This is a genomic window from Butyrivibrio sp. NC2002 (assembly GCF_000702265.1).
Classification (GTDB): Bacteria; Bacillota; Clostridia; order Lachnospirales; family Lachnospiraceae; genus Butyrivibrio.
Genome location: NZ_JNKZ01000011.1, coordinates 57,102 through 80,371 on the forward strand (window position 1 = coordinate 57,102; position 23,270 = coordinate 80,371).

The window sequence follows — 23,270 nt, forward strand, 5'->3', positions numbered from 1 at the left end:
ATTAACTGTCGTTATCATTTCAGGCAAAAGCACCTCAAACAACTTCATATCATATTTTTGGGACTGCCGCATTTATCTTGCTCTTAACAGCCATATCGCTCATAGATACAAGTTCTGAACCATTTAAAGCAGCAAGTCTCTCGTTACACTTTCTCAATACCTCATTTATTGATTCCTGAACCACAAACTTCCTGCCATTTGCCATGATTATCACCGTGTCAGGATTTGATTCAACCGTCTCTATCAAATTCTCATTAACCAAGAAAGACTGACCGTTAAGTTTGGTAATTTCTATCATAAAAACCACCTGTAACTTGAAATATTATTTTCAAATTCTAATACTATTATCATTTTATCACGCAAAATAAACGTTTGTCCGCATAAAATGAAGCAAAATCATAGGTTTTGAAATTAATATTCAAATTTGCTTGCCGACTGTGAAATATTTTTTCGTGCTATATATAGTGCATACTTCAAATTAAATTATACAACATCTCGTGGATTAAATAAACACATTTCTTATTGGGCGGGCATAATTACATTTATTATCTTCTGTTTATAAATATTTTTCTATTGGTTTATTATTATATTTGTGCTTTTGGGAGATAATCTTACATTTATTTGTTATAGATGTAGTTGCTGTGCAGGCGTCTGAATTTTTATTTCATTTTTCACTCAAATATGTGTAATTTTATTTTATTGCATCATATTCGGCTACTTTTTCTAGCATTTTTATGAAAAATATCATATTAGTGCTTTACAGCAAATGAAACCTGGCTTTATGCTCTATCAGTTTCAGATCCAGCGGAATTGATTCTGCTTCCATGGAAAACAAAATATCCTTTCCCAGTACAATTCCACTCTTTTCATATGCATTAAGCTTTCGAAAAGTTTTATCCGCATACCCTTCATCCGATAAAAGTCCAAAGTGTTCCCAATAAACAGTCCTTCGCTCCTTAACATTAAGAAGCGCAAAATCAGGACATAAATAGCTTCCATCATCCAGTTTGATCCTGGGTTCGTAGCAATAAGGAATGCCCAGTCTGTAAAACATGTCAGCAATAATCTTCTCGGATTTCGACCTGACATTTTCGCCGTTCACTGTTGTATATGACATTTTCTGAGGAAAGGAATTCTGATTTCCTCTATGCTGTTCTTTCCATAGCTTCACATATTCGATTTCATTTGGATATATCGGTTTAACAAAAGATTTTCTTGCATCACTGAGCTTATTGAACACATTTTCAATTTCACTCACATCATATAATTTAAGAAATCGCTCTAATCTATAACGAAGTATCAACAATTTATCATAAACAGCCTCATCATAGTCTCTTTGAATGATCTTCCTTACAGTGTCCATATCGCTTTTTCTTGCGAAGACTCTCTTCTTTTCTTCTTCGAAATAATACTGGTATCTGTTTTTTCTGTAAGATATCCTGACTTTCCTGCTCTCTGGACACTGATTAGCTTCAATTCTCTTTTCTGTTCTGTCTATAAGACAATTTAAATCTCTAAGTTGTGCTTCTAAGCACTTTTTATAATTAATAATCGCAGTTTCCTCCTCTGCTTTTCTCTTTCATCCTCATTTTTTCATTGTTTAATTTCGTATGCGCTTCAACCTGTCTTACTTGCCAATTTGTTTTGAACCAAACCAGCCATTTTTTCTCTCACCTAGCACGCGATAATTCATCCAACCGCTTTTCGCGTGTACTTTTTTCCATCATCCGGCACGCGATAATCCATCAAGCTGCTTTTCGCGTGTACTTTTTTCCATCATCCGGCACGCGATATCTCATCCACCTTATTTTCGCGTGCAACATTTACTGAAACTATACACGCATTTCCTGTTTCAGTCCGAACACGCGTGCATCCTAGCCAAAAACAGAACACGCAAAATAAGGTTCACTTGCTAATGGCGTGTTTCCAGCCAAAAACATAACCTTAAACTGTAACTCTGTAAAAAATATTCTAACTCATAGATTAACCCTGCATGTTCTACCGGGCTATTCAAAACCAAACCGAAAAAATTGTGACGACATATGTCACAGAACAAAAAACAAAAAGAAATCAAAACTTTTATAAAAATACTACTGTCAATGAAACATTGTCAAGGACTTTTTCAAACATTAAATCACAAACATTAAATCAGTGAATCAGTGAATCAGTGAATCACATTATAATTCAAATATAATTGAATATAATTGAATATAATCCATTAAAAATCATAATAATTCAATGTAAGCATCCCAAATCAAAAGCTTTCTGTCTTCAAAAACAGCCCTCCGAGCAGTTATCTGTCCGGAGGGCATATCTGTAATTATCAGTTATTAAATTCCATTATCTCTTAAGGTTTGTAAGTTCCTCAAGAAGTGTATCGGATACGGTGATGATTCGGCTGTTAGCCTGGAATCCACGCTGTGTTGTGATCATGTTTGTAAATTCACTGGACAGATCTACGTTACTCATTTCAAGTACACCGGTTGTGATGTAGCCGCCGTCCATTGTAACATCCTGAACTGTAGCTTCACCTGAGTTTAGTGTTGATGCGTAGAGGTTATCACCCTGCTTTTCAAGACCTGATGCATTAGCAAATTCTGCTGTTGCGATCTGGCCAAGAAGCTTTGTCTGACCGTTTGAATATGTTGCGTAGATTGTACCGTCCTTACCTATTGTTATACCGTTCATCTCACCAACAGATCTACCTGTCTTAAGAGACTGGAGGTCACCCTTGACAGCTCCGATAGTGGATGTAGCACTAGTGTTGTAGTTTGTTGTGGATGACAGATCCATGTTTACATCTGTAAATCCTGCCATCTTGGGCTGACCATCGATGATTGCATCCTGATTAAAATTGAGCACTATCTTACCTTCAGGAGAAACTATATCACCGGTCTTTGCATCATATTTAAGAGTAATATAGTTACTTACTATCTGAACCTGTCCATCATCAAGAATGTTATAAGTTAAATTCTCGTAGTCTACTGCTTCAGTATCTGTTGCATAATTGTAAACATCCATAAAGAATCCGGATGTTGCAGTAGCATCCATTAGATCACTTACATATCCGCTTCTTGGTATGCTGTCATAAATAACCTTACCGGATGAATTATTAGTGTAAGTCGCTGTTGACGGCCCAACTTCTACAGAAACATCCATCTGCACAGGATCGGTTGTTTCTTTAATTGAATACGTTTCACTATCTCCCTTGTTGTAAATAGTTAAGTCTGTTCCATCCGCAGATAATTCATAAGTTACATTGTCACTATCAGATTCATATCCAAATACAGTACGAAGAACTGTCTTTTCTGTGGTTCCAAGAGTCCCTGACAAAGCGATTGCCGGAGTTTCTTCTCCCGAACTTACTCTGTTATATGTAACTGTGTTGGTAGAAGCTGTAACCTTAGCATAAAATTCTTTTTCAATCTTATATGGATTATTCAGATTATCAGCAATTGTTACAGCCGTCTTTGTTGTTATAGTTATATTTCCATCGTCATCTATTGTATAACTAAACTCTCTGCTGTTGCCGCTTGCATCCTTTGCAGTGTAATCTGCTTCATTTAAACCAAACACATTTTTTAAATCATTAAAGTTACCTGTAGTCGAATTAAAGGTTCCTTTTGTAGCAATAGCGATATATGTTACCGGATCTGTACCACCGTAAGTATATGTGGATTTTCCATCAGTACCAACTTTATCAAAGTCATATCCAGTAGCTGGACTTGTTGCCGAACCGGGAACTGTAGTTGTCATTTCAATATTTGCAGACATACCATCCTTTGATGGAGTTATTTTCATATTAGTCGCATCAGGATACTCATCAAATATAGCATCAGTATCAATTCCATATAAATCGTTCAATATATCTTTCTTTTTTTCAGATACGCCTTCTTTTGAAGAAAAATTCTGAGGAATACTCAGACCATCTGTAGCCTTTCCTTTAAAGCTTATTCTGTCAGCTGAAGTCGCTGAAATATAATAACTTGCAAATTCCTGATCGCTTACGGACTGATCATCGCTCTTTGTTGTCTGGAAAACGCTGATTGTGCCATCACTATTTACTTCATAATATCCCGTTGTTACTTCGCCTGTTCCCGCATATACGTTAGTTAAAAATCCGGGATAGTTTTCAGCAAGCGCTTCAATTGTCCCTGTCGTAGGTATTGTGTACGCTGTCTGTCCCATCGAATCTTTATATGTAGTTTTAGTAGTTGTACGGCCGGACATTCTATAGTCTGCCGTTGTCACTTCCTTAGTGTAGGAAGCCCTTATAGGATAATTCTGGGCGCCATTCCCATCTGTACTATCTGTAAATGAAACATTACTAAGTTTCTGTGCTCCAATAGTATTTCCCTTAGCGTCCAGGATGTCTTCAAGTGTCATTGAGTATGTATGCTCGACATCATTGACATCTCTTACTGCAAACTTAGCTGTGTAGAGGTAGCCCAGGTTATCATAAAACTCAAGAGTAACTGTTTTTCCTGCGTCGCTTGTAACATTGGTGTCGTTAGCATCTATATTTCCGCTTACAACTGCTTCTGTAGTGCCTTCCGGCGGATATGTCTGGTTTTCAGCTGACATGATCTGAAGTTTACCTATACCGCCGTTTGTATTTACGCTAATCTCTCCGGTCTGCTCATCTTCCACTGCTGTCCAGCCATATACGAAGTAACCTGTAGACTGCATCGCGAGGTTTCCTGCACCGTCAACGTAGAATGAACCGTCTCTTGTATAAAGAGTTTCATTTCCGTTGTTTACGATGTAGAATGCATCACCGGTGATTCTCATATCAAAAGGATTATTTGTGGTCTCAGTTGCGCCCTGCTGCTCAATAGCTGTTGCAATAGCGCCTGATTTTGCGCCAAGACCTATCTGACGCGCATTAACACCACCTGTTGTCTCTGTTGCCCTGGATGCACGTTGTGTGGTCTGATACATCAGATCACTAAAGGTGATGGACTGAGATTTAAAGGAAGTTGTATTAACATTGGCAATATTATTACCAATAACATCCATTTTTACCTGGTGCGTTTTCAGTCCAGCTACACCAGAAAAGAGTGATCTCATCATAAGGCATGTCCTCCTGATACATAAAGCCTAGAAGGACGGAATTACGGTATTCTTTTTCAGCATGGAAAAAAAGATTGGGAAACGAATGAGCTTTATCTGTCAGTCAAAAGCTCTATGACCTCCTTAGATACTTACATTCGGTAAGCTTGCGGGCGCCTGCCCTCGGTCCGGTCAATTTCTTTTATTCCTTTTTTGCTGTAAGATTACGCGATTACCGCTCCATCTATATTTGTAAATACGTTACTGCCACTTTCATGGCTATCCATTGCGGTCACTACAGTTCCATTTTGTACATTGACTATAAATGCCAGTTCATCCACCAGAATAAGTGATTCATTTATTCCTTTTTCACTAGCCTGGTTCCTTGCGTTATTGAGTCTTTCAAGCTGTTTGTCCGTAAGCTCTATATTTCTGTCGTTAAGTCTGTTGGATGCGTGCTTTGAAAATCTGACGCCTTCCCTTGACTCTTCGATCTGGCTTAAGATCTTGCCAAATTCTGACTTCTGAAGCCCCGGAGTTGCTGCCTGCCTCTCTGTACCCTTTGGGTAAAGCTGACTCTGAACCTGCTCAATTGAAAGGAATTGACCGTTGTTTTCTATTCTCATGTCATACTCCTTTCCGCAAACAATAACTAAGCTATGAACTGTTCCGATTTATATTTCGGCAAGTACATCAAAATCTTGAACAATTTTTCAAATTTTTTTTAAAATGTATCTGTTATGACTCATGCCTCACTTTTGCTATCGGAACCTGCCTCGGTATTGTCCTTGGAAGATGCTTCCTGTGCCTTTTTGGCATCAGCTTCCTTCTGGTTATTCTCTGCTTCCTGTACGAGTTCAACAACTCTCTTGTAGTATTTATTTAATTTGTCGATGTCCTTCTTATCAAGGAGTTCAACTGCCTTAGGCGACATATTCTGGTAGAAATCGTATGCCTTGTAAATTGCCTGTGCATCTGTAAAGTTCAAGTTATTGTAATCCGGGAACTTATCCATAAGTGTAAGGAGATCGTCTACCTGATTATGGATCTCAACAAATTCGGAATCGGCAACACTTGACACATCATCCATCTTGTAATCTTTTCCGTCGATGTTAAGATATGCCTCTCCTGAAGAGTAGGTCACATAATCAACTTTGCCCTGTACCTTGGTTCCGTTTTCATCTGTTACAATAACAGTCTTTCCAACCAGTTCAGATGCTCTCGACATCGAGAATGCCTCTGCCATATTCGATAGCTGTTCAACCTGTGTAAAGGTAGCGTACTGATTGATATATTCAGTGTTTGATGTAGGTTCCAAAGGATCCTGATACTTCATCTGTGCGCACAGGATATTCATAAAAGCATCCTTGTCGTAGCCGTTATTTGATGAGGTAGTAATATCGTTTTTCTTATTATTTGTATCCAGGATTTTTCCGTCCTGAACTACTGCATTAACACTCATACTTATTCCTCCGTTAGCACTTAATTAAGCTGAAAAATCAACTAAATTGCCGTTGATTGCCATCATCTCAGCGGTAAGAAGATCGCCTTCGTCTATATCTTCCATAGCATCCAAAGATAAATCTCCGAGGTTTATTCTTCTCATAGGCTTTCTGATGGACTGCTGGGCATCCTGATCGTCATCTTTCTGGCTCTGGGAATCATTAAGTGTCTGATCAAAACCACCGGCATTAACTGTAACCTGTACCTCTGTAACCTTTACGCCCTGCTCATTAAACTTCTCCTGAAGCTGCTGCAGCTGGCTTTCTATGATCGCTCTTACATCTTCATTCTGCGTGATGAACTTAGCTATCATGTTTCCCTGTTTTGCCTGCTCGATCATTACATTGACCGTACCAAGACTTGCCGGATGGAGCTGAAGTTCCATTGTGGTTGCTTCTTCTCTTACGTTTATCTTGATAAACTCAGTTATCTGCTCCATTATCTTTGCTGCATCCTCTCTGACATAAGACTGAACATTTTCAGCTGCCTGTGACACTTCAGAAAGAGATGAAGAAATCTGATTTGCGATCTGGTTAAATAATGAACCGTCTGCATTTTCATTGTTTTCACTCTCTGTATCAGAGTGACTGCTTCCGGTCTCAGCAGAACTAATTACAGCCTCTTCAACACTTATCTCTACTTCCGGTTCTGCTTCGATTACAGTTTCTTCTACATTAGTCTCGATCTTGCCTGCCAATGCAAGGTCTACGGGAGTTTTGACTTCAAACATAGCATTTGGTGTTTCGCCTTGGAATTCCTCGCCAGCCTTGTCACCTTCTGCCATCTGAAGATTTTCTCCAAACTTTGCAAGCTCTTCACCAAATTCCTCTTCACTTAGAGAAAACTGTTCCATAAGGTCCTGCTTAGCTGTCGTTACTGCATCCTGCATATCCTGAACACTCATGTACAGATCGGCATTTGTCACTATTGCCATCATGTCCTGAGCTCCTGTAAGCTCAGCAGTGATCATTGTAAGATTAGCAGGTTCAAGTATCTGTGCCTGAGTAAGTCCAAGTGTAGCCATCGCTTTTTCGATATCTTCTATACTGATATCAAGCTGCTCGGAAAGCATTTCCATGAGCCTTCTGCTCTCTTCAAGAAGTGCTGTGCCAAGTGCATCATCTGCAACTTCAGCGACTTCTTCACCCGGATTTTGGTCACTGGCTACTGCTTTTTCAGGGACTGCCGTTTCCTCTACCCCAGCACTTTCTTCTGTCTGAGTGGTGTTTTGGCTTGCACTTACACTTTCCTTTTCAGGTTCGTTTTTGGTTTCAGTTGTGCTTTTGGTATTTGCAGTTTCTGTGGCTGTCTGTGCTTTGTTTGCAGTATCCACTGTTTTTGTGTCATCTGCAGAGACTTTGTTTACATTATCTCTACTGACCGTTGAAACCAGGTTGGAAGCAACCTGCCCTGTTACTCCCTGTGCCATGTTCTGAGCACTTACGTTAAGCAGCGTTTTCTGAAAATCATCGCTGCCTTGTTTACTCGCAGCAGCCTGCTTTGCCTGCACCTTACCCTGCATAGCCGCGCCTAAAACGCCCATATTCACATTGCTTATCATAGGGTGATGTCCTCCTTTCCTCAAAAATGGATATAGTATGACCGCATACTACTTCAAAAAATATATCGGCCGCATGGATAAAAACTTAACCCATTCGGCCGAACTTTATTAAAAATATATTAATTCTTTTTCATCTGATGATAGGTCGTTGTCTTCCTATATTAGTTGCCTGTAAGTCCGGAAACTGTCGCTGTATGAGTTGAAGGCTCCATGTATTCCGTAACCTTGGATGAATATTCCTCAGTCATCTTATCAAGGATCGCGCCTCTGTTTTCCGCACTCATTTTTCCAAGTATCTTGGATACAAGTCTTACCGAGTCACCGTTATTATCGTTTTTAACCATCTCATCAAAAATCGATGCCGCTTCCTTAGCCTTCATAGATGAATATGCCTTAACATAGTCATCAAGTTCTGCATCATCAGACTGATCCTGAAGGATCTGAGCATAAATCTGCGCAGCCACATCAGGTTCTATCATCTCGTAATACTGCTGATATGTAGCAGGATCCGGAGCATTGTCCGCATATACTACATTTTTATAAAAGTCTTCTTTTTCCTGTTCAAACTGTGCCTGTTCCTGTTCAAATGGTTCAAGCCTTGTAACTTCATTCTGGAGTTTTTCGACCTGTTCCTGGAGATCTGCATTTTCCTCCATCTCCTTGCGGAGCTCATTTTCAAGTCTCTTTATATAGAGATTAGCTTCATCCAGGCTGCTGACAAGTTCCTCGTCATAACCCGCATCCTGCGTCTCGTCTGTTTTTGTGTTCTGAGTTGCCGTATAGCTTCCCTCCGGAAGTATCCTGTTAAGTCCCGGAACATCGCCTATTATAGGAGCTAAAATATTTGATCCAAATCCGCCTACATCGAGCTTTATAAGCAAAAGCATGATGATGAGCCAGATTATTATTATAAACAGCGTAAGAACAAGAGTCGCCACTCCGCCGCCGTCATCGCCGTTAAGCTCTGCCGTTCTTTCAGCCAGCTCAGCTTCTCTTTGTTTTGCAGCCTTTCTCTGTTCCTTTAGTTCTTTCCTGAGAGCTTTTCTGTCTTCCTTAAGCTTTCTTCTTGCCGCTTTTTCTTCACTTTCCACTTTTGGCAATACAGAAGCTTCATTCTCTTTTTTTTCTGCCATTACTCTCCCTCTCTTGCCCTCTTAGTGTATACAAAACTACTTCTCTCGTCCGTTTCCTTCGCTTCGGCCTCTTTCTCTTCTTCAATGAAAATAGCAAACGCTTTCTCGCGAAGCTTCTCCTGCATCTTCCTCTCCTGGATAGCTTTGGTCAGCTTAATTCTGGCAACTTCATACTTTGCCCTATAGCTTTCAACAACTACCTGCTGGTCTTGTATCATGACATCCATTTGCTTCTCAGCATAGTTGTTATCAACAATCTCACGGACATTCATCCTGTTTTCATTTCTTAAGGCATAGCCTTCCTGAATGTATTCTTCTTTTCTTCTCTTTAATTCTTCAAGGATGTCAATCTGGTCGTTCAGATTCTTATTTGCAACAGCAAACTCCATCTTGACCTGCTCTTCCTGCTGCATTCGCAGATTAAGAACACCCTGAAGCTTGTAATTAAATCTTGCCATGCTTTATACCCTGAAAATCAGTTTGCAAAAAGTTTCTCAAGCTGAGCAACCACTTCCTCATAGGTGAATTTTTCATCCGTTTCCTGCATAAGGAAGTTATTTACCGCATCAATTTTAGATACCGCATAATCAATGTTTTTATTGGCACCTGCCTTGTAGGCACCGATATTTATAAGATCCTCTGCATCTTTATAGGTAGCAAGTACGTTTTTTAATTTTCCCGCAGCTCTCTTTTGCTCGGTCGGTGCAATAGCGCTCATACATCTTGAAATACTCGCAAGAACATCAATAGCAGGATAGTGATTTTTCTGCGCTAGTTTTCTGTCGAGAACTATGTGCCCGTCCAATATACCTCTGGCCGTATCAGTTATAGGCTCGTTGAAATCATCACCGTCAACAAGCACCGTATATAGTCCTGTTATGGAGCCTTTCCTTGATCTGCCTGCTCTCTCAAGAAGCTTTGGCATCTCTGCATATACGCTCGGAGGATAACCTCTTGAAACGGGAGGCTCTCCACTGGCGAGCCCTATTTCTCTTTGAGCCATCGAAAAACGGGTAAGGGAATCCATCATAAGAAGCACATCTTTTCCCTTATCCCTGAAATATTCTGCAATAGATGTGGCTGTTTTAGCCGCCTTAAGTCTCTCAAGAGCAGGCTTATCACTTGTCGCCACAACAACAATAGACCTTGCCATTCCTTCTTCTCCAAGGTCTCTTTCTATAAATTCACGAACTTCCCTGCCACGCTCTCCGATAAGTGCAATCACATTAATATCAGCCTCAGTATTTCTTGCAAACATACCCATAAGAGTAGACTTTCCAACTCCGGAGCCTGCAAAGATTCCGATACGCTGACCTTTTCCCACCGTAAGAAGTCCGTCAACAGCCTTTACCCCGAGAGATAAAACATCTGATATCGGGTCTCTGGTCATGGGGTCCGGTGGTTGATTTTCTACCGAATAAGCAACGCCGTTTTCAAGAATCGCACCTTTTCCGTAGTTAGTGCCATCAACTCTTCCAAGTCCGTCAAGTGTCTTGCCAAGAAGTCCCTCTCCTACATTTACCCTAAGCGGCGCGTCTGTGTTTTCAACAATACTACCGCTGCCGATTCCGACAAGATTCTCATAGGGCATAAGAAGTACATGGTTATCCCTGAATCCAACGACCTCTGCCATGGTTCCCTTGCCTGATGGTCTGGCTGTGGTTTCGCCATCCTTGCTCATAGGATAGATATAGCAGATATCTCCCATCTTGGCCTGAGGTCCGGCGGATTCTATTGTTAGGCCTACTACATTTACAACCTTTCCCCTCACCCTGAAAAAAGAGTTATGGGAAAGCTTTTTATATTTTGAATAATCAATCAGTCCATTACCCATTAGCGCTTAACCCTGTCATAAGAAAGAAGCTTAAGTTTCCTTGAAAGCTCCGATAATTCTACTCCGAGAGAACAATCAAATACACCGCCCTCGGATTCAATAATGCACTCGTTTTCTTTTAAAAGAGGATCTTCGATTATTTCAAGAGAAGCATTCGGGGAAGTCATAGCCTCCTCAAGAGATGCCCTCTCATCCGTTACCAGATCGTAATCATCAGAAGATATGTGGAGGATGATATCAACTCCACTGTCCATCTTACCAAGTGTTGTCTTTATCAGATGAAGGATAATATCCTTATTCTCTCTGAATTCCACATTAAAAACATGCTCATAGATGGATGTCAGAGCTTCAACCATGTCAGGTTCAATAGAATTTACCAGCTGCTTAAAGTCCTTCTCCATCTTTTCTTTTTCCTGAGCCATCTCAGCTTCGGCAGCTTCTTTTATTTGCCTTGCCTCTTCAGAGCCTTGTGCAAGTCCTGCCTCATATCCGGCATTTCTTCCCTCTTCTTCGGCCTGATTTCTGATGCTTTCCGCCTCCGCATTGGCATCAGCTATTATCTGCTGAGCCTGCTCCTCGGCCATTTTTATCTGCTCATCGATCTGAGCCTGTATTTCCTCAAGGTTGATCTGCGGAGCATCCTCAGAGCCATCTATTGCTCCGCCCTGGGAACTATCGGCTTCAAAACCCGAATCATTTCCGGCATCCATACCATCATCAAAGCCTTCCATGCCTCTATCGAAACCTTCCATGCCGCTGTCAAGATCATCCATTCCCGGTTGAAATGCTTCGCCATCCTGCATATTATCCGGAATCTGGCCAAGCTCATTAACTTGCGGATATTCACCATCCGTAGAATACCCTTCAGGAAGCCCCTCGGAAAAGCCCTCATTAAACTCGTTATTATCTTCCAGATCAGGTCCGGGAGCACCTATAATATTCTGGTTATCGTCATAAGCATCAATCTGGTCATAGCCAATGCCTGCTTCAAACCCATCATAAGAAGATCCTTCTCCGTTTTCTTCTCGTTCCTCTAAAAGACGCTTGGCTTCTTCAGCCTGATGCTGCTCTATTCTTTTTTCAGAGAGTTCATTATTATCAATGATCCTCTTGTCGTTTTCATCGACATTAACAAAGTAGCCCTTAAATAAATTAGATCCATTAGACAACGAGTTCATCACCTCCGCCTCTGGAGATTACAATTTCACCTGAATCCTCAAGCTTACGGATAACATTTACAATCTTCTGCTGAGCTTCTTCAACATCCTTCATACGAACAGGTCCCATGAAGTCCATATCTTCCTTGATCATAGCAGCAAGACGCTTGGACAGGTTGTTGAAAATAGCAGTCTGTACGGCTTCTGTAGATCCCTTACATGCAAGACCAAGGTCCGCATTATCGACATCACGAAGCACACGCTGAATAGCACGGTCGTCCAAAAGAAGGATATCCTCGAATACGAACATCTTCTTACGGATTTCATCAGCAAGTTCAGGCTGCTCGATTTCCAAGGTCTCCATGATGTGTTTTTCTGTAGCTCTGTCAACAGTATTAAGTATTTCAACAACAGCATCTACACCGCCGACAACAGTGTAATCCTGGTTGACAAGAGATGACAGTTTTGATTCAAGGATTCGCTCTACATCCTTTATAGTATCAGGACTTGTTCTGTCCATAGTTGCAATTCTCCTTGCAACATCCGCCTGCCTTTCAGGTGGAAGCGCACCAAGGATCATGGCACTTTGTGAAGGTGACATGTAGGACATGATAAGAGCAATAGTCTGCGGGTGCTCATCCTGAATGAAAGTAAGAAGCTGTGAAGGATCGGTTTTCCTTATAAATTCGAAAGGCTTAACCTGCAAGGATGCAGTCAGCTTACTGATAACATCCATCGCCTTGTCTTCGCCAAGGGCCTTCTCCAATAGTTCCTTTGCATAGTTAATACCACCCTCAGCAATATACTGCTGAGCGAGGCATATTCCATAGAACTCCTCTATGACAGCTTCTTTTACCTGAGGTGTTACGCTTCTGGTATTAGCTATCTCAAGAGTCAGCTCCTCTATTTCATCTTCTTTTAAATGTTTAAAAATCGCTGATGATTTCTCAGGTCCAAGGGAAATAAGAAGGATTGCCGCCTTCTGTGTTCCTGAGAGGTTAGCTGTAAGTGCAGGGTCATAGGTTGCTCCTGACGCTGCCGACACTCCGCCACCACCGGTACCTCCATCTAAATCATCATCAAAATCTTCGCCGTCAATAGCCATTTATGTAACTCCCCTCTATAATTATTCGTAATCCTCATTGAGCCAGTTTCTCAAAAGCACAGCTGCCGCTTCCGGATTCTCATCAATAAACTTCTCAATAAGATGCATTGTCTCACTACCTTCATCAAGAGATATATCCTCAAGACCCGGCTCTACGATTTCATCAGGTTGGGACTCAAGAAGCTCCTCAACCGACAACTCCTCGGGAAGAATATCTTCCTCTGTTTCCTCTTCTTCAATCTCCTCTCTGCGGGTTCTGATACTTCTCCAGATAACAAATCCAAGAAGCCCAAGAATAAGGAGAATGAGAATGATCTGCAAAATATCCGTAAACGTCAACCCCTTTCCTTCTGAATCGAAGAATTCAGGCTGATTATATGCTGTCATGGAAATGTTTGCAGCCTCAATTCCACTTGCCTTAGCAACTATATTTATTGTGTCCTCGGTAACCTCTGCCTGAGTAACACCGGTATTCTTTTTAAAATCCTCCCAGCTCATACCATCATGTTCTTCTGGAACATAATCATCCTCATTGTAGACGATATAAGAAGTAGCTGTTACTGATATGGATGATTTCTCATAATCAACAGCTCCGCCTGGTTCCGTGATAGATGTGATCTTCTCGTTAGGAAGATAATCTCTGGATTCCTCTTCTATATTCGAAGTAGAATTGTTATTGTCCTGCAAAACATAAGATGTCTCATCATCATTATTGGTGTCTGTTCCGGGAAGTCCACTGGTTCCGTTGACATTGTTTGCAGAATAGGTATCTTCGTGGCTTAAAACACCCTGGGTCTGACCTTCCGGAGGATAGTACTCATGCTCTGTTGATTCAACCTTTGAAAAATCAAGTACAAGATTACTTGCGACTTCAATATCGCTGTAAAGATGTGTTCCTCTTAATACGCGAACAATTTCCGACCTTATGGCAGCTTCCGCTTTAGACTTGGCATTTAGCTGTGAGCTTGCAATTCCGGATGTGGACGCCTCCTCTGAGCCCGAAAAAAGCATATTGCCTGCACTGTCCATAACAACGATATTGTCTGTTGATTTATTACCCAAAGCAACAGAAACAGCCTTTGCGAGGTATGCTGCATTGTCCTCGGTAAAGGCTTCGGGATCTTTTAATTTCAAAATAATACTTGCAGATGCTTCTTCATTCTTTGCCAGAAGTGTCCCATCATTTTCAGGGATCGTAAGCTCAACCTTGGCTTTCTCAATGGCATCGAACATCTTGATAAAATCATTAGCCAGAGTATCCTGCAGGTAAACCTTATATTTCTTCTGTTTATCTGATTCTGTGGTTGAAAAACTTCCATCCACAACATTGTCAATCGTATATGCTTCAGACATGATGTCGTTCTGCGCAAGAAGGAAAGCAACCTCCGTCTTATCCTCTTCAAGAACTTCATATCTTAGTGCATCATCTGAAAGCCTGTATTTAATACCATTTTCATCAAGAAGCGCAGCTATTTCAGCTGACTGCTTGGTCGTCTCCGCTGTAACCACCTCGACATACACAGGCTGGTTAAATACGGTAAAAAGTATTACAGCTGCAAAAACAACGGCAGCAACACCGGCTCCCATAAGCGTCTTTTGTTTGTTTGTAAATCTGCCAAACCACTCAAGGATCTTGTCCCTAAGCTCAAAAAGACGTTCACGCATACTCCCATCCTCCCAAAAAACTTAAAAAACTAACAAAAACCAAATAGTGCACAAGCACTAAACAACATGCGTTACTATCAGATCTGCATGTTCATAATATCCCTGTAGGAAGTCAGAGCCCTGTCACGTACAGCAATCGTGTATTGAAGCGCTGTCTCCGCCTTCTGAAGGGCTATTCCAAGATCATGGGCATTATCGGTTTCCCCAAGAGCCCACTTGATCTCCTCGTTCTCCGCATCTGACAAATAAGCATTAGTTGTATTTATATTCTCAACTGTTTTCTTGAAAATATTGGAAAAAGAGCCATCATTACCAAACCTGTCCCCTATTGGGCTTGTAACACGGCTTGTCAGCTTCTCCGCATTTCTTATCGCAGCCGAATGTACATTTCTGATCTGACTGATATCTATATCTGCCATTTTTTTGCCTCCACTAGTCCCTTAGGACTTCCCCATCATATAAAAACTTTATTACTGCTGAGCTATCGAAAGACCCTGAGTTATCAGATTCTTACTTGATGCAAAAGCTGTGGCATTTGCTTCGTAGCCTCTCTGCGCATCAATAAGGTTCGTCATCTCAGTGACAATGTCAACGTTTGGATATGTTACATATCCGTACTCATCGGCATCCGGGTGAGACGGATCATAGACCATCTTGTAATCTGTCCAGGTATCATCCTGAATTGAAGATACCTTAACACCACGTCCCGAGTAGTGATCGAGTCTCTCATTTAATATTTTTGAAAACGGCGTCTGTGTTCCTTTTTCGGAAAAAGTTACAACTTTTCTAGTGTACACATCACCTGTTGCATCTCTTGTCGTATTGGCATTTGCGATATTCTGTGAAATGATATCCATTCGAAAACGCTCAGCCGTCATTCCTGATGAATTGATGTTAAAGGAGTCAAAAATATTACCTGTACTGATCATGTGCTACCTCCTTACTGTCCGCTCATGGCATTTTTCAGGTTCCTGAATTCGGAGTTGATTCCCTCCATAACGCCCTGATACTTAAGCTGGTTTGCTGCAAGTGTAACATTCTCGGTATCTATATCTACGTTATTCCCATCCATTCTATATGAATAATTGGAATAATCTGTGTAAGATCTGGGCTTAAGCCTATTTATCTTAAGATTGCCCACCTTGGAATCCATAGTGATGTATCTGGAATTGCCAAGTGCTCTCTCCAATTCTCTCTCAAAAGCAACGTCCTGCCTCTTATAGCCGGGTGTGTTTACATTCGCTATATTATTGGACAAGACCTCATTCCTTATCCAGGATGCATCAGCTGTCTTATCCAGCACATTTATATAGTCATACGCATTGCTGTTGATCATAAAATACCCCCTTTATACAGGCTAACCTTTTAACCCTACTTACATATTATGATGTTTTTATGCAAAATACAAGGCATTTGGCAAAAATAATACTTCATATAGTGTCTTAAATAATTATCGCATACAAGTATTAGTAAAAATCATTCTATATAAAAAGAAAGGATCTACCGGTCAGATAAATCCTTTCATCATGTCCCTGTTCAATTGTTTTATCGGCACCAAAAGTACCGGTTTTACAGATTTCGCCAATGTTTCACAGCAAATTCACATTTTATCACATCTGTGACTTAAGCTTCTTTATCTCATCAAAGACAACATCATTTAAAACCTTTATATATGTACCCTTCATACCGGAGGATCTTGACTCTATTACGCCGGCACTTTCAAACTTTCTTAGTGCATTTACAATTACGCTTCTGGTAATACCGACTCTGTCTGCGATCTTACTTGCAACAAGAACGCCCTCCATTCCGTTAAGTTCATCAAAAATATGAATGATAGCTTCCATCTCGGAAAAAGAAAGTGTGCTGATAGCTGACTTAACGACAGCAAGTTTTCTGCTTTCTTCGGCATTTTCTTCATTAACAGCGCGGAGCATCTCAAGTCCCACCACTGTTGTTCCATATTCACACAAAATAATATCGTCAATATCATATGGCTCATTGCACTTATAGATAAAAAGCGTACCAAGTCTCTCACCGGCGATTTCTATAGGAGTAATGATAGCCTGATATTTTCTCATGTCCACGTCTTCAAATCCAAGAGTTTCCAGATTGACATTCTCCTTGGTTGAAAGAACTGTAAGAAGTCTCTCATTGAGCATAGGATCAATAAAGCTGCCCACATCGTCAACAAGCATCTCACCAAGTGAATCTACAGAGGCTGTCTCTCCAATGCCCAACACCTTACCTTTGCGGCTTATGACGAGCATATTGGAGTTCAAAATTTCACACAGTACCGAACAGATGTCATTAAAAACCACCTTACCGGAATTGCTGTTGTGTAACAGTTTACCGATTTTTCTTGTTTTATCAAGTAACTGTACGCTACTCATTGTAAAAATCTCCTTTTTTCTGAAAACGCGACACAATTCGCATAATTTCACTACAACTACACAAATTTTAACACACATATCTGCGCATTTCAAAGAAATATAGCTCTATTATTTATTAAAATTAAATAAATTAGAAAAAAGTCTCACATTTATGTAGTGAACAAAGAGTCGCATCCATAGCGGAGCGTTTTTTATTGAATAGGAATTTCGCTGTTCAATAAAAAAAAGAATCAGAGCATAATGTCTGATTCTTTTTTGAAATATTCTATTCTTCGCTATCTTTTGGTTTGTCACCAATGTATCCACACTCAGGATCATTGCAGACGAGCTTGTTGTTTTTAATAAGCATAAGTCCGCCACATCTGGGGCACTTTTCTTTTGAAGGCTTCTGCCATACCATAAAGTCGCAATCAGGATTGCCTATACATCCGTAGTACAGACGTCCCTTTCTTGTTCTCTTAAGGACAATATCTTTGCCGCACTTAGGGCACATAACTCCTGTCTTCTCATAGTAAGGCTTAGTGTTCTTGCATTCCGGGAATCCGGGACATGCAAGGAACTTTCCATGTGGACCATACTTTATTACCATGTTCCTGCCACAATTTTCGCAGACAACATCTGTAGCTTCGTCCTGGATTTCAACCTTTGCAAGTTCCTTCTGAGCTTTAAGTACCGCATCAGCAAGATCCGGATAGAAGTTTTCTACAATAGTTTTCCACTTTACATCGCCTTCAGCAACTCCATCAAGAAGTCTCTCCATATTGGATGTAAAGCTTACATCAACTATCTGAGGAAATGCCTCATTCATCATCTTGTTAACAGCTTCACCAAGTTCTGTCACATACAGGTTTTTATTTTCCTTAGTGATATAGTGTCTTGCAAGAATTGTTGTAATAGTCGGCGCATAAGTACTGGGTCTTCCGATTCCGAGTGCTTCAAGGTCATGAACAAGTGAAGCCTCTGTGTAGTGAGGAGAAGGCTGTGTGAAATGCTGCTTTTCCTCAAACTCAACAAGCTCAAGCTCTGACTTTTCATCTATGCGCTTGGCAAGTGTATTCTTTTCAATCTGATCATCTTCATCAGTATATACATTCATGAAGCCATCAAATACAGTTCTTGATGCAGCAACGGTAAATCTGTGTTCACCTGCATCTATTTTAACGGATGTTGTCTCATACTTGGCAGCTGCCATGCGGCTTGCCATGAATCTTCTCCAGATAAGCTGATAAAGTCTGAACTGGTCGCGGCTAAGGAAATCCTTGACAGCAACAGGTGTATTGTTTACATCAGTAGGTCTGATTGCTTCGTGCGCATCCTGGATCTTAGCACTTGTCTTGGCTGTAGCAGGCTTCTCTGCAAGGTATTCCTTTCCAAAAGCTTCCTCAATGTAGTCATGGGCTGCCTGCTGTGCTTCTTCGGAAATACGTGTGGAATCAGTTCTAAGATATGTGATAAGACCTACTGTTCCTGCCTTACCCATGTCAATTCCTTCGTAAAGCTGCTGAGCTGTGCGCATGGTCTTCTGTGTTGAGAAGTTAAGCGACTTAGATGCTTCCTGCTGAAGGGTTGATGTGGTAAAGGGAAGTGGAGCCTTCTTTGTCCTCTCTCCTTTTTTGATCTCACTGATCTTAAACTTCTTTCCCTTTAATTCATCAAGGATTTTAGCAAGTTCTTCTTTTGATTCTATTTCAACCTTCTTGCCGCCCTTACCGTAGTAATGCGCAACAATAGGTTTCTTTTCACCTTTAACCTTAAGAGTTGCATCAAGTGACCAGTACTCCTTGGGAATAAAAGAGTTGATCTCATTTTCTCTGTCGCAGATTATCTTAAGTGCAACAGACTGAACACGTCCGGCGCTAAGGCCTCTCTTTATCTTCTCCCATAAAAGAGGTGAGATCTCATAACCCACCATTCTGTCAAGAACACGTCTTGCCTGCTGAGCATCAACAAGATTCATATCGATATCTCTGGGATGCTTCATTGCCTCTTTTACAGCGCTTTTTGTGATTTCATTAAATGTAACTCTCGAAAATCTGTCCTTGGCATCCTCAAGTTTAAGTGCTGTCATAAGATGCCAGGAAATAGCTTCACCCTCACGATCAGGGTCAGTTGCAAGATAAATATGGTCGGCATTTTTTGCTGCCTTCCTAAGTGCCGCAAGCACATCACCCTTTCCCCTGATAGTAATGTACTTGGGTTCGAAATCATTATTAATATCAATACCCATCTGACTTCTAGGGAGATCTCTTACATGTCCGTTACTGGCTGCAACCTCATATCCCTGTCCCAGAAATTTCTTGATTGCTTTAACCTTAGTCGGAGACTCCACTATAAGTAGTTTTTTCTTAGTAGTTGCCATCAATATTGCCCCTCTTTAAGTTTTATCGTTTTTATTAATAGTAGAAACAGAAAATTTTCCGCTCCATAGTTTGGTAATATACACCATATTTTTTTTATTGGCAACTAAAAAAAGAATGTCGCTCGCGACATTCTCGCGCCGAGCGCGGTTGCAGAATGCAACATATTCCTTTCGCGCGAGTGCGCATCCACAGCGTCTTCTTATTTTATGATATAGGAATTTCGGAGAAATTTCCTATATCATAAAATAAGAAGACGCCGGCATTTTTACCGACGTCTTCTAGTTCTGAATTTCCAATGGACTTTTACTCCTTTTCTAGTGATATATTTTAACGAATCTCCAGGCGAAACCATGCTGCGCATCAAGGCTTCTGCAACCTACCGCTCATGAATCTTGTGCGGTACCAAATGATTCGTTGTAAAAATATTGGAATAATGTTGAATCGAATCGGTGAAGCACACGCCGCCTCATCTCATCATTATTCCGCTTTCAAACGGCTCTTTTGATCTATTGCTCAGGTAAAGCACTCGCTGCCTTTGCTAATAAATATAAGCCATTCGTATTTGGTAATATGATAATATCAATTGCTGAGATAATTGTCAATACATTTTAAATTATTTATTTATTTTATTTGAATTTTATTATTATATTTCGTTAATGTCGCAATTTTCAGATTATTCTATCCAATAGTAACAGTTTTTATCATTATGCAGTTATTACTTTATCGTTATATAATTCACATCATATATCTTGTATAGTCATTATTTATATAATCCAATATTTAGGAGATAATTGTCACCCTATTTCCTCTGAATTGAGGTTGACAATACATTCAACTTTACCTATACTTTGTTTGTCACCCGCATTTTATATTTTATTGGTGACAAAAAATATAAAAACATAGAAATTGTTTATCTCTGATAAACAATTAGGAGGAAAAAATGAGTGAGAAAAACAGCATTGCAACAGACTTAAACGAAAGAAAGGAGCACTCATATTCTGTAGCTTCTTTGTGCTACATCGGCGTATTTACTGCTATTATCTGTGTATTATCTCAGATTTCAATACCCATGCCTGCAGGTGTACCAATGACTCTTCAGACACTTATAATCCCGCTGGCAGGAGTTGTACTTGGCAAGAAAAAAGGTACCTATGCCACATTATTGTATCTGCTTATAGGTGCGATCGGAATCCCGGTATTTGCAGGTTTTTCATCAGGTCTTGGCGTACTTCTCGGTATGACAGGTGGATTCCTTATTTCATTTCCAATCCTTTCATTTACAGCCGGACTTGGTGATGAGCTTGGATTAAAGCTTTCGCATAAAAAGGACGGCTCCAGAAACCTTGCCATTTATTATGTTATTTTAGTGGCAAGTCTTGTAATCGGTGCTACAATTAACTATGTGTTTGGAACTTTCTGGTTCATGTTTGCAACACAGAGTACTTTCCTGTATGCATTTACAGCCTGTGTTCTTCCCTTTATAGGAACAGCCATCCTTAAGATCATACTTGTTGCACTTATTGCTCCGGAGCTTAAAAAGAGACTTGCCAGAGTACTTCCAAACTAATACTTTAATTGTAGGAAGGTTAGCTCATGTCAGATACCAAAGAATTGGTATTAAAATATCTGGAAGAAAATAAAGACAGCTTTTCATCCGGCGAGGAAATTGCAAATCATCTAAAGCTTTCCCGCAACAGTGTATGGAAAGCTATAAAATCCCTTAGAAACAGCGGTTATCAGATTGAAGCGGCCACGCACCGCGGCTATCATCTAGTCGGTGATATGGATCTGATAACGCTTAAGGGTATATCTGATAATCTTCTGCCCGGCATCGCCCAGGACAGGATTCATGTATATAAACAGATTGAATCAACAAATAAAACCGCTAAAGGCGCTGCAGCATTTGATGCGCCGCATGGAACCTGCATAATCGCTGAGTCACAGACGCTGGGAAGCGGAAGAAAAAAGCGCCCGTTCTTCTCTCCCAAGGGAGGAATATACATGAGCGTAATACTTACTCCGGACAAGCTCCCTTTTAAAAACACGAGTCTTGTAACAGCTTATATTGCAGTATGTGTGTGCAATTCCATAGAAGCTCTCACCGGCAAAAAGCCTATGATCAAATGGAGTAATGATATATATATTGATAACAGGAAAATCTGCGGAATCTTAACCGAATCTGCAGGAGATCTCGATACCGGCGAACTTTCATGGATCGTTGCAGGGATCGGTATCAATTTTGCAGTGGATACAGGTACCTTTCCAAAAGAAATGCGTTCCCATGCAGGAAGCCTGTTTGTTCCTGAAAAGGCACCTCTTTCCAAAAACGACCTTATCGCAGAAATATTAAACAACATTCTGCTAAAAGGAAAAAACATAGACATCCTAAAATCCTACAGGAACAGATCCCTTGTCCTGTCAAAAGATGTAACCGTCTATGACAAAGATAATAGCTATCCTGCCAAAGCAGTTTCCATAGACGACATGGGTAAGCTTGTAGTATCGCTTCCCGATGGAAGTAGCAAAACCTTAACACACGAAGAAATCCGCATCGAATTATGATGCGGATTTCTTTTATTTTGCTCTTGGCAGCATTTCTTTTAAGTCATCAATGCTGAATTTGTATGCATTCTGGCAGAACTGGCACTTGAGTTCTATATCCTCTTTATCTGCGATAAAGTTTTCAAGTTCTTTCTTTCCAAGTAGGATAAGCGCTCTCTCCATTCGGTCTCTGTCACAGCCGCAGTGGTATTTAACCGGCATTGTGTCCGTAATCTCCATATTTAGCCCGTCAAGGACCATGGAAAGAAGTTCCTCGGGTGTTTTACCTTCTCGTAAAATATCTGTAACAGAGGGCATATTTTTGATATTTTCCTCAAGCTTTGAAATAGCTTCCTCTGATGCCCCGGGCATAAGCTGAACTATAAAGCCGCCCGACTCCATAACACTAAAATCCTTGTTTACAAGAACCCCGAGTCCTACTGATGAAGGTATCTGTTCTGATTCTGCAAAATAGTAAGTAAGATCATCTGCTATTTCTCCGGAGTGAAGAAGTATTGTTCCAACATAGGGTTCTTTAAGGCCAAGATCTCTTGTTACAGTTAGTGTTCCGTTTCCAACTGCGCCGCCAACATTTAAATGTCCCTCTGCATTATTTGGAAGTACAACAGCATTATTTTTTACATAGCCCTTTACTTCACCCTTGTTGTTAACAGTTACAAGAAGTCCTCTTATTGGGCCATCTCCTTCTATAGTTATTGTAAGGGCATCTTTGTCACCCTTAAGCATATCTCCCATCATCAGAGCGCCGCTCATAAGTCTTCCGAGAGCAGCCGCGCAGATAGGGCTTAGTGAATGTATTTTTCTTGCTTCTTCCGTAAGATTTGTGCTGTTTACAGCAAATGCTCTTATCTGTGCATCAGCCGCAGTAGCTCTTACCATGTAATCTCTGTTTTCCATAGGCATCCTCTAAATAAAAAATAAAAAAAAGAAAAAACCGGCTTATACGAT

General features: G+C 40.6%; 20 protein-coding genes. 2 read left to right on the top strand and 18 right to left on the bottom strand.

Translation table 11 applies throughout. The features are described from left to right. Positions 1–49 precede the first annotated feature (49 nt). The 17 genes from T543_RS06845 to topA all read right to left on the bottom strand — a co-directional run bounded on the left by T543_RS06845 (position 50) and on the right by topA (position 19,759). Entirely contained in the window at positions 50–298 is a 249-nt protein-coding gene (locus T543_RS06845; RefSeq protein WP_035767130.1) for a flagellar FlbD family protein, read from the bottom strand. Positions 299–757: 459 nt separating this feature from the next. Beyond that, complete coding sequence (locus T543_RS15170) at positions 758–1,363, bottom strand: hypothetical protein (protein ID WP_051638602.1); 606 nt, start codon at positions 1,361–1,363, stop codon at positions 758–760. Between the two features lie 977 nt (positions 1,364–2,340). Continuing rightward, positions 2,341–5,073 (bottom strand): flagellar hook-basal body complex protein, encoded by a 2,733-nt coding sequence (locus tag T543_RS16225; RefSeq protein ID WP_051638603.1) that lies wholly within the window; start codon positions 5,071–5,073, stop codon positions 2,341–2,343. A 203-nt stretch (positions 5,074–5,276) separates the two neighbouring features. Beyond that, on the bottom strand, positions 5,277–5,678 hold the full coding sequence (locus T543_RS06860; RefSeq protein WP_035767131.1) for a TIGR02530 family flagellar biosynthesis protein: 402 nt from the start codon (positions 5,676–5,678) through the stop codon (positions 5,277–5,279). A 119-nt stretch (positions 5,679–5,797) separates the two neighbouring features. Then, complete coding sequence (locus tag T543_RS15180; protein WP_051638604.1) at positions 5,798–6,514, bottom strand: flagellar hook capping FlgD N-terminal domain-containing protein; 717 nt, start codon at positions 6,512–6,514, stop codon at positions 5,798–5,800. Between the two features lie 24 nt (positions 6,515–6,538). Then, complete coding sequence (locus T543_RS06870; protein ID WP_035767132.1) at positions 6,539–8,116, bottom strand: flagellar hook-length control protein FliK; 1,578 nt, start codon at positions 8,114–8,116, stop codon at positions 6,539–6,541. A gap of 161 nt (positions 8,117–8,277) precedes the next feature. Continuing rightward, entirely contained in the window at positions 8,278–9,249 is a 972-nt protein-coding gene (locus T543_RS06875) for a MotE family protein (protein ID WP_051638605.1), read from the bottom strand. Further along, the gene (fliJ, locus tag T543_RS06880; protein WP_035767133.1) at positions 9,249–9,707 is read right to left on the bottom strand and encodes a flagellar export protein FliJ; all 459 of its coding nucleotides are present in this window, start codon (positions 9,705–9,707) and stop codon (positions 9,249–9,251) included. Before fliJ ends, T543_RS06875 begins: the two co-directional genes overlap by 1 nt. A 17-nt stretch (positions 9,708–9,724) precedes the next feature. Next, positions 9,725–11,083 (bottom strand): flagellar protein export ATPase FliI, encoded by a 1,359-nt coding sequence (gene fliI, locus T543_RS06885; protein ID WP_035767135.1) that lies wholly within the window; start codon positions 11,081–11,083, stop codon positions 9,725–9,727. Beyond that, entirely contained in the window at positions 11,083–12,261 is a 1,179-nt protein-coding gene (locus T543_RS06890) for a FliH/SctL family protein (protein WP_081829982.1), read from the bottom strand. The genes fliI and T543_RS06890 overlap by 1 nt, the downstream gene beginning before the upstream one ends. Further along, complete coding sequence (gene fliG, locus T543_RS06895; RefSeq protein WP_035767140.1) at positions 12,245–13,345, bottom strand: flagellar motor switch protein FliG; 1,101 nt, start codon at positions 13,343–13,345, stop codon at positions 12,245–12,247. The genes T543_RS06890 and fliG overlap by 17 nt, the downstream gene beginning before the upstream one ends. 21 nt (positions 13,346–13,366) lie before the next feature. After that, positions 13,367–15,010 carry a flagellar basal-body MS-ring/collar protein FliF gene (fliF, locus tag T543_RS06900; protein WP_035767144.1) on the bottom strand — a complete coding sequence of 548 codons (1,644 nt, stop codon included), beginning with the start codon at positions 15,008–15,010 and terminating at the stop codon, positions 13,367–13,369. A 77-nt stretch (positions 15,011–15,087) separates the two neighbouring features. After that, positions 15,088–15,429 carry a flagellar hook-basal body complex protein FliE gene (gene fliE / locus T543_RS06905; RefSeq protein ID WP_035767145.1) on the bottom strand — a complete coding sequence of 114 codons (342 nt, stop codon included), beginning with the start codon at positions 15,427–15,429 and terminating at the stop codon, positions 15,088–15,090. 51 nt (positions 15,430–15,480) lie between these two features. Further along, positions 15,481–15,939 carry a flagellar basal body rod protein FlgC gene (gene flgC / locus T543_RS06910; RefSeq protein ID WP_035767146.1) on the bottom strand — a complete coding sequence of 153 codons (459 nt, stop codon included), beginning with the start codon at positions 15,937–15,939 and terminating at the stop codon, positions 15,481–15,483. 11 nt (positions 15,940–15,950) lie between these two features. Further along, on the bottom strand, positions 15,951–16,346 hold the full coding sequence (gene flgB, locus T543_RS06915; protein ID WP_035767147.1) for a flagellar basal body rod protein FlgB: 396 nt from the start codon (positions 16,344–16,346) through the stop codon (positions 15,951–15,953). 274 nt (positions 16,347–16,620) lie between these two features. Continuing rightward, positions 16,621–17,400, bottom strand: a complete 780-nt coding sequence (gene codY, locus T543_RS06920) for a GTP-sensing pleiotropic transcriptional regulator CodY (RefSeq protein ID WP_035767148.1) — start codon at positions 17,398–17,400, stop codon at positions 16,621–16,623. Positions 17,401–17,665: 265 nt separating this feature from the next. Beyond that, the gene (gene topA / locus T543_RS06925) at positions 17,666–19,759 is read right to left on the bottom strand and encodes a type I DNA topoisomerase (RefSeq protein ID WP_035767149.1); all 2,094 of its coding nucleotides are present in this window, start codon (positions 19,757–19,759) and stop codon (positions 17,666–17,668) included. 941 nt (positions 19,760–20,700) lie between these two features. Here topA and T543_RS06930 point away from each other — a divergent pair. Both T543_RS06930 and T543_RS06935 read left to right on the top strand, forming a co-directional pair. Further along, entirely contained in the window at positions 20,701–21,327 is a 627-nt protein-coding gene (locus T543_RS06930; RefSeq protein ID WP_051638606.1) for a biotin transporter BioY, read from the top strand. 26 nt (positions 21,328–21,353) lie between these two features. Beyond that, positions 21,354–22,322, top strand: coding sequence for a biotin--[acetyl-CoA-carboxylase] ligase (locus T543_RS06935; protein WP_035767151.1), 969 nt, complete (start codon positions 21,354–21,356; stop codon positions 22,320–22,322). A gap of 12 nt (positions 22,323–22,334) precedes the next feature. Here the strand turns inward: T543_RS06935 and hslO are convergent, their stop codons facing one another. Further along, a complete protein-coding gene (gene hslO / locus T543_RS06940; RefSeq protein WP_035767152.1) occupies positions 22,335–23,219 on the bottom strand; it encodes an Hsp33 family molecular chaperone HslO in 885 nt (294 codons plus the stop codon). Positions 23,220–23,270 lie beyond the last annotated feature (51 nt).